The organism is Cryobacterium sp. MDB2-A-1 (assembly GCF_004402675.1).
GTDB lineage: Bacteria > Actinomycetota > Actinomycetes > Actinomycetales > Microbacteriaceae > Cryobacterium > Cryobacterium glucosi.
Window position 1 is genome coordinate 140,008 of record NZ_SOFK01000020.1, and the last position, 10,973, is coordinate 150,980.

Below are 10,973 nucleotides of genomic sequence, written 5' to 3' on the forward strand. Positions count from 1 at the left end.
TCAGACTCCCAAGTCGTTCGGATAGGCCTGCGCGCGGAGGCCGCCGGGAGCGTACACGCGGATCTCGGTGGCCTGGCCACCCATTCCGCCCGGGGCCAGGTTGTTCGTCGCGGGGTAGTTGCGGTTGTAGAGCATGTACGTGTCGAAACCCGGCCCCGTGTGCCCCGGTGCGATGAAGACCACATCGAAGCTCTCACCGGGGCCGATGTTGATCGTCTCGGTCTCATAGGACGTGTCGGTGCCGTCGCGTCCACGCATCGGGGTGGCATCGCGGCCGACCACGCGCATCCGGATCCCGGCCAGGGTCATCGCTTGCTCCCGGAATCCGAGGTTCGCGAACCGGAGCGCGACCGTCTCTCCGGCATTGCAGTTCACCAGCGAAGACTGCGGCTGGTATTGCAGCTCGGGATGCCCAACGGGGGCGACCAGGTCGCCGGAAACGGGGTCGGTCTGCACTGCAAGAGCGTGAATGGATGCCGCCGCATCGATCGGGGCATTGGGGGCGATGGTGTCCGGGTAGACCCGCCCGTTGAGGAGGCCGAAGTCGGCCCGGTAATCGCTCCACTGCGGCAGCTGGATATGAGCATCCGCCCAGTGCGCCTCGGCCCACACCTCCGACAGGAACATCGCAAACTCGCGGTCGAAGCCGGTCGAGCCGTCACCGTCGTTGTAGAACTGGGTGTGGCCACCGATGTTCTGGCCGTCCTGCAGGGGACGGACGAACACCAGACCGGTCATGCCCATCTGGACGTGCTCGACATCCTCGACGTGGCAGTGGAACATGTAGGTCCCCGGCTCGCGGGGCCGGTACACGTAGGAGAAGACACGTCCGGTCCTCACGGCCACCGACCCGGACGGTTCACCGTCGAAGAACGGGATCACGTTGCGGAACCCGTGCCAGTGCAGGGTGTGGGCGTCGAACAGGTCCGGCCGCAACGCCAGGCCCAGGTTCGTCAGTTGCACGGTGAAATCGACCGGGTGGGCAGGGTCGAATTGCTTCGTCCAGAACATCGGAGCGGAGTGCTGGGCCTTGTTCTTCTGGTTCGTCAACTGGGTGTCGCCCAGGCCCGTGACGTTGCGGAACCCGAAAATGTAGGTCGTGAACGGATCCGGCGCGAGCACGTCGGGGTGGAACGGTGGGATGGCCGGGGTCTTCGGGAGGAAGATCCACCCGTCCGTCCCGGCCAGGTAGAGATCGGGATCCCCGATGGCCGCACTCGCGGCCTCGGGAAGCAGGATATTGCCCGCCCAGACGCCGGTCCCGACGATGGCCACCGCGCCGCCGGCGAACTTGAGGAGGTCGCGTCGGCTGAAAGGCTGTTTGAAGATCATTCCCGTGTCTCCCTTGGGATCGGAGGTGCCATTGCGGTGTGCGTTGTCGATCGGGTCAGGGGACATCGAAGGCATCCACATTGAAGTCGCCGTTGCCGCCGAGGCCCTGCGCGGTGCCGTCGAAGTAGACCGACCAGACTCCGTTGTTGTAATACACGACGTCTTCGTCCTGAACCGCCCCCAGCGTCGGGACGGTCGTGTTGCCGGCGCTGAACGACATGTAGAAGTGGGTGGCGTCGACCCGCACGAAGCCATCGATGTCGGCGTTGGTCGGCAGGTTGTATGGCGCCGTGCTCCTGTCGATCACCCTGCTGTATGCGGTGCCGTTCCAGCTGTAGATGTCGCCGTTGTCTGCAGAACCTCCCACACCGGGCGGGTTCGAGTTGCCCACCGTGGAGAAGTACAGGATTCCGCCGACGACGCTGATCGCGTCGAGGTCCAGGTTGTCGTTGCCGCCCAGACCGTGGACACTGCCGTCGAAGTAAAGCGACCAGGTGCCCGCGTTGAAGTAGACGACGTCCTCGTCCTGCACGTTCCCGATACCGGGCACGGTGACCTGGCCGGTGAAGGAGAGATAGAAGTGGGTGTCGTCGACCCGGTCGTAGCCGTCGACATTGGCACCGGTCGGCAAGCCGTATGGTGCGGCGGTCACGTCATGGACCCGACCGAAGGTGCTGCCGGTCCAGCGGTAGATGTCCGCGTCGTCCGCGGTGCCACCGACGCCGGGCGGGTTGCTGTTCCCTTGCGTCGAGAAGAACAGCGACTGGCCGGCCGGCGGTGCTGCCGGCGGCAGCGCGCCGCCGGCGAACGAGATCGCGTCCAGATCGAGGTTGGCCGACGTGTCCAGACCGTGTGCGCCGCCGTTGAAGTAGATCGACCAGGCGCCGTCGAAGTAGACCACGTCCTCGTCGTCCACCGCGCCGACACCCGGAACCGTGGTGGTCGTGTTACTGAACGACAGGTAGAAGTGGGTGGCGTCCCGCCAGATGAGGCCGTCGACGTTGGGGTTGGTCGCGCCGGTGGCCGACCCGCTGTTCGGCAGGTTGGTCGGCGACGCCGTGGCATCCAGGACACGCACGAAGGAGCTGCCACCGTTCCAGCGGTAGACGTCGGCATTGTCGCCGGTGCCGCCCGCGCCCGGAGGCACGGCCGCGTTGTTCGTCGTGAAGTACAGCGTGTTCCCGACGACACTGATCGCGCCCATGTCGATGCCGCCCACGAGCCCGTGCGCGCTGCCGTCGAACCACAACGACCATGAGGTGCCGTCGAAGTACACGACGTCTTCGTCGGATACGCTGCCGATCCCGGGCAGGGTGACATTCCCGGAGAACGAGGCATAGAAGTGGGTGGCATCCACTCGGGAGAAACCATCCGTGTCAGCACTGCTCGGGACGTTGTACGGCGCTGCAGACAGATCGATCGACCGGCTGAACGCGGTGCCGTTCCAGACGTGGATGTCGGCATCGTCTGCGGTCCCGGACACGCCGGGCGGGTTGGTGTTTCCTGCTGTCGAGAAGTACAGGTCCGAGGCAGGCGGAGGCGTAGTCGTCGCGCCGAACTCGTCCGCGCCGCTGTCGAAGCCGCCCAGTGCCGGCCGGGCCTGGTTGTCGAAGTCCGTGGCCGGCGCGTTCACGCCTGCTGTGCTTGCCGCGCCGAGGTTGCAGGCGGGTGAGCCGGGGCAGGCGCCCAGGTGGTAGTTGCCGAGCAGGTTCGGGGGCGCTTCCAGGGTGACGAGAGTGGCGTCCACGAACGCAGGGTTCTGACGCCAGGTGGCGAAGGAAACCGAGACGTCATAGGTCGACGCCACGGCCGGATCGACAGAGCTGTTGCTCGAGCTGGTCGTGTACGCGTGGGACGCCGCGCTCTGCTGGACGACCGAGTTGGTCGGCGCAAGCACCCCGGTACCGTCGGCCACACCGAGATCCCAGTTGTTGATGTCGGCTGCGCCGGCCAGGCCGATGCCGGAGACCGTTGTGCCTGCCCGGGTGCCGGCCCGGTTGTCCCAGAAGATGTTGTTGAACGACACCGGGTTGCTGAAGGTCGGCGAGCCGGCCGGCAGTGTGGCCTGCAGCTGATCGCTGTTGGCCGAGGTCGCCAGACCGGCAGGGGCCGGTTGGCCGTCCGAGGTCACCGCTGTGGCCGTCGTCAGGTTCTTCATGATCGTGTTGTTGTAGACCCGCACGTTCGGGGCGTCGTTGATGCCGACGCCGCCGCCCTCGTGGGTGGACACGTTGTTGACGATCATGTTGTTGTAGACATTCATCGGGAAGTTGCCGGCCATCAGGAAACGGATGCCGCCACCGTCGTCATTGGCCATGTTGGCCTGGATCTGGTTGGCGTAGATGTCCACGGGACCGGAACCGGGCGAGAGCGCACCGACTGTCGCCGGCAGTTGCCCGGCGATCATGATCGCTCCACCCTCGTCGTTGGACGAGTTGAAGTAGATGCGGTTGTGGTGGATCTTGCCGCCGGGGCTCAGGCCGTATGCGCTCAGCCCGCCGCCGTACTCCAGCGAGAAGTTGCCGCAGATGTCGTTGCCGGAGACCTCATAGCCGTCGGACCCTGCGAAGAGGCCGATGCCGCCCGCCAGGTTGGTGCCCGCGTTGGCAATGACGCGGTTGTTGGCGATCCGCACGTTCTCGTTGTGGTTGCTCGTGTTCGGCGCGGCCAGGTCCGGCGTTCCGATCCGGATGGTCCCGTAACCGCCGCCATTGTTCTGCACGACGTTGTTGGTGATCTGGAGGGAGCGCACGTACGCGTTGGCGAAGATGGCTCCGCCCTGCGTCGTGATGTTCGGCGGCAGGCCGGTCGGCCCGCCGGTGAGGGCGTCGATGTTGCCGGGGAAGCCCACCTGGTCGCCGCCGCGGATGTCGAAGCCATCGATGGCTGCCGTGAATCCGCTGGTGAACTGGCGTGCTGCACCGGGTGCCGTTGTGGCGTTCGCCGACGCCAGCACGTAGATCGCTTCGCCGTCGTTCACCGCCTGGTTGCCGTCCCAGGTCAGGCCGCCGACCTTGGTGAACCAGGCCGTTGCGAGGGCGGTGTCTCCGCCGAACGCGCCGGCGTCGATGATCGATCCCGGTACGAAGGTGGTGCCCTGGAAGCCGCCGGACCCGACGCCCTGCAGCTTGACCGGAGAGGCGACGACCAGGTTCTCGTAGTATGCGCCGCGGGGGTTGGCCGCTGTGGGCGTTGCCGGGTACACGATGACCAGGTCATCGCCGTTGTTGGCGAACGCGGCGTCCAGTGCGGCCTGGATCGTTGCGTGGGTGCGGCCGGGGCCGACCTCTCGAACGGCAGGGTTGTAGCCCGTTCCGAGCACATGGAAGCTGAGCCCGTTGATGGTGCTTTGCCCGTTGCCCGATGTGATCGTGAGCTGCTGCGCCCCGACCGGGGCCGCGACCGGCACGCTGGCTGTGATCGACGTGTCGCTCCACGCGGTGATGTCGAGCGTTGTCGTGCCCAGATTGACGTGGCCCGTGCCCTGGGCCGCGCCGAAGCCGGTCCCGGCGATGGTGAAGGAGCGGCTGCCTGTTGCGGCCACGTACGGTTGCGACACGCTCAGCAGCTGTGGTGTGGCGGCGTCGAGGGCGCAGGTCACCGCCGTGTTGACCCCGGTGGTCGGTGACCCGACGTACACGCCGACCTGGGTCGGGGCGAGGTCAGTCGGAATGGTCACGCCCGGGAATGCCTCGAACTCGGTCGCGATCGAGCGATATCGGGGGTTGTAGTTTGCGTTCAGATGCCCGGGGATACCGGGGTCGTTGCCTACGAAGCGGTACATGTTGGCGCAGACACCCGAGGGGGTCGGGCAGCTGATGTGGTTCGTCGAGGGCAGCAGCACATCGTACGCGCCGTTGAAATCGGATTCGACGGTCGTGACCAGCCGGTTGGCGAAGTCATAGATCCCGACCGGTGCGAAGGCCACGCCCGTCTTCTCCCCGAAGAGCGTGGACCGCGGGTCGGTGGAGAAGTTGATGTCGTCCACGATCAGGCCGCGCAGACGGGCCGGGACGGGGACATCCGTGAAGATGTTGAACATGGGCACGACCGACTTGCCGTTGTTGACCCGCACCAGTTTGGTGTCGCAGGTCGGCTTGGCCGCGCCTTCGTAGGGTGACCCGCCGATCCCCAGGAATGTGGGGTTCGAGACTGCTGTCGAGGCCGGCACGGTGACCCCGACGGGGACCCCGTTGGTGCCGTCGCCGACCACTGCGGGGTAGTTGTCCGTCTTGCTGCCCGCGAGGTCGACGGTGTGGAGCGTTCCTGCGCATGCCGGCGGCGGCACCTGCGGAACGATCTGATCGCCGTTGCCGATGTTGATGTCCGTCTCACTGGTCACCTTGTACAGGGGGTCGCCGGTGGCATCCTGCGGGATAGCGATCTTGACCAGGTAATCGCCGCTTCCGAGCGGCTGGAAGGTTCCGCCGTCGCACACGGGGTTGGCCGGATCTGTGGCGATCAACGTGCCTGTGCAGGCGTCGGCGAAGCCGTAGTTGCCGTCAACGGCCGCACCGAAGTTGGCCGCCGATGTGCCCTGGTCGGTCGGGTACGGCCCGAACTGAACGCCCTGGATGAAGCTTGAGATGCACTCTCCCGATGTCTCCTGGTTCGGCGCGAGCACGTTCTCGTCGAAGGCCACGGAGTTGTCTGCGGCGTGAACGAGAGGCTTGCCGTCGACATCCCGGGCTACGCATCCGGTCGGGCGGCTCCAGTGTTCGGAGAGGTAGGTGTTCAGCAGCTTCCCCTTGGCCAACGACCCGTCCGGCGCGAGCTCGAACGCGTCGTTCGTGCCACCACACGGTGCGGTCGTCGTGCCGCAGTCGACCGTGGACCAGAGCTCAACGGGCACGTCGGAGACACCCGGCTGCCAGTCCTCTGATGCGGCATATTGCGGGTCGAGCTCATTGCGGGTCGTGTCGTAGCTGACCGAGCCGACGATGCCGCCGTTGCGGGGGTCGATGCCGTTGGCGCCTGTCGAATCGTAGGAGTGAACTCCCCAGTCCATCGTGCCGCTGAGGCCGATGATACTGAGCACGCTGACGTCGACGCCGGCGCCCTTCACCGTGGTCGGGGTCGGCTGGTTGTCTGACTGGTAGGTGACACCGGTCGTGTAGAAGGAGTTGTTGAAGTTCTCCATGACGGTCCACTCGCTGAGGGGGTATGCGCTCTCGAAGTGGTAGTAGCCGGTGCTGTCGGTGGTGACGAGGTTCGTCCCTCTGTCCATCAGCGAGTTGTCCTGCTTGCGCATGGTCAGCGTGAAGTTGGGCATGCCGGTCTCGCCCGGGTCTTTCACGCCGTTGCGGTTGGTGTCGTTGAAGACGTACCCGTCGTATTCGGTCCACCAGCCGCTGTCCGGCAGATTGCCCATCTTCACCGTCTCACCGTTCTTCACGGTCACATTGACCGAGTCGAGGAAGTGGTTCTGCGGCTCGTCCCACCAGCTCAGGCTGTAGTTGCCGTCGGGCACGCCCGAGATGTCGAAGGTGCCGTCCGTGCCGCCGTGACCCACCCAGACTGCCTGGTCTCCGGCCTGCAGGTCGCTGAGCGAGAGCCACGGGTTGACGATCGGCTTGCCCATCTTGCTCCCGGTCAGACCGAGCCAGTGGTTGAAGTCGCCGCCCTTGGGCGGGCTGTACTGCTTGACGTTGACGACCGCGCCAGTGATGTGGCCCGAGCCGGCGGTCAGGGTGTTCGTGGGCTTCACGAATCCGAAGATCGGCCCGGGTACGGGTTCGCCGGCCAGCAGGGCCTCGGTGTCGTATCCGGTGCTGCCCTCCATCACCCAGGCGTCGAAGTCGTGGTTTCCTTCAAGGGTCGTGGTCTGGATCCAGGTCTGGTTGGGCGGGGCCGAGGCGGTGAGCGCGTAGCGGTTGCTTCCCAGGTGGGGCATGGTCAGGATGCCGTCGGCATCGCTGACGCAGTGGCCGCCTGACCCCGCGATCGGCACGGGGAGCATGCCCGCGTCGAGGCTGGCCAAGGGGATCACGTGGCTGATCGGGTCCTCACCCTGGTACACGGTGCACAGGGGGTTGCCATAGACGTCGGTCTGCACCTCGCCGAGGGTGTCGGCGATGTGGCCGGTGAAGCCGGCCAGGCCCGGCTCGCCCTGGTCGAGGGTCCCGTTGGTCGTCGCGCTGTCCTGGAAGATCTGCGCCCGGAGCGTCGAGTCGGGAAGGGGCGTCGGCTGCAGTTCGACGGTGACGAGACCCGGGTCGGCGAGCGGAACGGTGAAGTGCGCGCCGTCGATCTTGTAGCCGTCGGAGAGCACAGAGATCAGGTAACGCCCGTTCGGCAGGGCCAGGCCGCTGGCGAAGTCGGCCTGGTCGCCCTGGCGCACGATCGGGCTCGTGGTGTGCGGAGTCTCCCTGATCGACGTCCACTCGCAGGAGCCCGGATACCCGGCGTCGAGGGTGTTGCAGCCGGAACCGAGCGCCGGCGTCCGCTGGACGGTCGAACCGGTGTTGTCCTCGTTGATCATGTAGGTGAAGTTCGGGATGGCGGCACCCTTGGCGACTCCCGCACCCGAGAAGGCGCGAGGCTCCGTGCGTGCGCTGATCACGTTCAGCGTCAGGCTGCTCGTCGTCGCGGCCTCGGCGGCGTGAACCCGGACAAGTCTCTCGTCGATTCCATGGTGACCTCCAACGTCTGGAAGGCTCCATGCTGGTCGGACGCGACCTGGCGACCAAGCCGCACCTGAGGGATGCTCGTCTCCCCAAAATTGGGGGGCGAGCACCCCTGCCCCCTGAATTGGGTGGTCGGGCACCCCCCGCGTGAGGCTTGTCGGCCCAGGGTGCGGTGGTCACGATGGGAGCCCATCCTCCCCGGAGTCCGGCGTGGCAAACCCCCGTGCCGCGCTTGTTGCCCGGGCCGGTCCGTGTCACGATGGCCGGGCATCGACCCGGTCGATCTGCCCGCCCATCACCCGAAGCTGGCTTGCGGAGGCTCATGAGTGCACCACGAGGTGTCCGTCGGATCAGCCGCCGTGCGGAAACTCACCCGGCCTCCCGACTGGCGCCTTCGCTCGCGACGATCGCGATCGTCGTGCTCGTGATCACGGGGATGCCGACGCCGGCACGGGCGGACGCCGCGCAGCCCGTGGACCAGCCGGTTCCGGTTGCAACGACCGCCCTCACGCCGGATCCGATACCCTCGCCCTCGCCCTCGCCCTCGCCCGATCCAACACCCGCGACGGCGACGGCACCACCGACGGCGACGCCTGAACCCACGCCCACTCTGGCACCGTCGCCAGAGCCCGCGCCGACGGCGACGCCGGAACCCTCGCCCGCTCCTACGCCGGCACCGACGCCGACGCCGACGCCGACGCCCGAACCAACGCCCGCTCCTCTTCCGACGTCGACACCGACACCGACACCGACGGAGACCCCGGAACCAACGCCCAGTCCTCTCCCGACGGCGACGGCGACCCCGGAACCCACGCCGACACTGTCGTCTACCCCGCCGGCGTCCCCGTCGGCCCGGGCGCTGGTCGCGCCGGAACCCCAGCAGGCTTTCGGCCCGCCGGCACCCTCCGTGACGGCGGCCGCACGACAGGCAGTCGCTGCCGCCCGCGCCGCCGACGCCGCGAGGGCACTGACGGAACAAGCCTCCGCCCGCCGCGCCGCCGCAGTCGCGGCCGCCCAGTCCCGCCTGCGCGCTGCGGAAACCAGGCTGGGTGCGGCGAAGCTTGCCGACGCCTCAGCCCACGCCGACTACGAGGCCGCTGTCAGTCGGGCCGACCTCGTGCATGCGCTCAGGGAACGCGCAGGAGCCACCGCCGACGCGTCCCGCCGGGTGCTGGCTACGCTCGTTCGCGGCCTGATGCAACAATCCGGCAACAGCACCCTCGACGTGCTGCTCGACGACAGGGCAGACCATGACCTGCTGTTTCAGCTCGGCACACTGGATACCCTGTCCAGGCTGACCGCGAATCTCGACGACGTGCGCAGTCGCGTCGCCGCGGACGTCGAACGGGAGCAGGCGCTCGAGAAGCAGGATGCCGCCGCTCAGGCCGTCATCGCCGCGGTCCCCGTTTCCGCCGCCCGCGCGGCGGTCGTGGCGGCGCAGGACGACGTCACCGCTGCATCCACCGCCCTCGCCGACCTTGCCCGGTCAGCTCCGGCAGCCACGGCGGCGAGCGAGGTCCAGCCGTTCCCGGCAACTGTGCCCGTCGCGGACACCGGGCGTCTCAGCGAACAGGGCTGGACCAGACCAGCCGCAGGGCGCATTACCGATGCGTTCGGCCCGCGTCTCGTGCACCCGGTTGCCGGGGTCGGTGACTTCCACCGGGGGACGGACATCGGCGCCGGGTGCGACGCGGCCATCTATGCGGCGACCGACGGAGTCGTCGAGGCCGCCGGCGTACTGGGCACCTACGGCAACTGGATCCTGATCGACCACGGGAATGGCATCTCGACCGGCTATGCGCACATCGCCCCAGGGGAGACCCTGGTCAGCGTCGGTGAGCACGTCGTTGCCGGCCAGGTGATCGCCGGGGTCGGGAGCACAGGCGCCTCGACCGGCTGCCACCTGCACTTCGAGGTCAGGATCGACGGGACCGCCGTCGACGCCGTCCCGTTCCTGGCCCTCCGTGGCGTGAACCTCGGCACCTGAATCGCTCGCAATCACGACCGCCGCCAGACCACTCGACCTCTGCGCGCCTGGCCGGGAATCACCTGACCTTAAAGAAAAGTTGTATACAACATCTGGGGGTTTCCCTTAGGGTGAAACCGGAAGTAGACGGGAGGGAATGGCCCTCCCGCCCTCCCGCGCACCTGCACAGCAGGATAGGGCAGTGGCTTCCTTTTCCTGGGGGCCCCATGCACCTGCGCAACCTGAAATCATCTCCCCGGCGGGTGCTCGTGACGGGTGCCGCCTTCACCCTCGGCCTTCTGCTCGCGGCCGGCGGGGCCGGGGCAGCGCACGCTGCCGGCTCGGTCCAGGCCGTCATCGGCCTCGGCACCCTGGACAGCTTCGGAGTGCTCGGACACACGACGGTCACCAACACGGGCGCGACCACGATCACGAACGGTGACCTCGGCCTCAGCCCGGGAACCTCCGTCACGGGGATCGCCCCGGTCACGATCGACAACGGCGTGGTCCACGCCACCGACGCCCAGTCCGAGCTCGCCCAGGCCGACCTGACCACTGCCTTCAACGATGCGGCCAGTCGGGTGCCCGACGTCTCCAACCTCATCGACCTCGCCGGCCAGACCCTCGCCCCCGGCGTCTACGCCGGCGGCGCGCTCTCCCTCAGCGGCACAGTCACCCTGGCCGGAAGTGCAAGCTCGGTCTTCATCTTCCAGGCCGCGAGCACGCTGATCACTGCGTCATCGAGCACCGTCGCCTTCTCCGGCGGCGCGAACGCGTGCAACGTCTTCTGGCAGGTCGGCAGCTCGGCGACGCTCGGCAGCGGATCCGTCTTCGCCGGCACGATTCTCGCCCAGACGTCGATCACCGCCGAGACCGGCGCCACGGTCGCAGGCCGACTTCTCGCGAGCACCGGCGCCGTCACCCTGGATTCCAACGTGATCACCCGGCCCAGCGACTGCGCGGCGCGGACCGCGATCGTCGCGAGCACGCCGACGGCGGCGCAGACCGCGGCGGCCGCCGCAGCGGCGCAGGCCGCCGCCGAGGCCGCA

Annotated in this window: 5 protein-coding genes; 2 read left to right on the top strand and 3 right to left on the bottom strand. The window is 67.6% G+C overall.

Translation table 11 applies throughout. The features are described from left to right. The 3 genes from E3O39_RS04900 to E3O39_RS04910 all read right to left on the bottom strand — a co-directional run bounded on the left by E3O39_RS04900 (position 1) and on the right by E3O39_RS04910 (position 8,771). Entirely contained in the window at positions 1 to 1,398 is a 1,398-nt protein-coding gene (locus E3O39_RS04900) for a multicopper oxidase domain-containing protein (RefSeq protein ID WP_166787246.1), read from the bottom strand. After that, positions 1,388 to 7,894, bottom strand: a complete 6,507-nt coding sequence (locus E3O39_RS04905; RefSeq protein WP_134446256.1) for an SdrD B-like domain-containing protein — start codon at positions 7,892 to 7,894, stop codon at positions 1,388 to 1,390. Before E3O39_RS04905 ends, E3O39_RS04900 begins: the two co-directional genes overlap by 11 nt. A 433-nt stretch (positions 7,895 to 8,327) precedes the next feature. Then, entirely contained in the window at positions 8,328 to 8,771 is a 444-nt protein-coding gene (locus tag E3O39_RS04910) for a hypothetical protein (protein ID WP_134446255.1), read from the bottom strand. Positions 8,772 to 8,865: 94 nt separating this feature from the next. On the opposite strand from E3O39_RS04910, the gene E3O39_RS04915 reads away from it, so the two are divergent. Together E3O39_RS04915 and E3O39_RS04920 are read left to right on the top strand one after the other, a co-directional pair. After that, complete coding sequence (locus E3O39_RS04915) at positions 8,866 to 9,945, top strand: M23 family metallopeptidase (protein ID WP_134446254.1); 1,080 nt, start codon at positions 8,866 to 8,868, stop codon at positions 9,943 to 9,945. Between the two features lie 206 nt (positions 9,946 to 10,151). Further along, positions 10,152 to 10,973: ice-binding family protein (locus tag E3O39_RS04920; RefSeq protein ID WP_134542311.1), on the top strand; the 822-nt coding region annotated here is incomplete at its 3' end.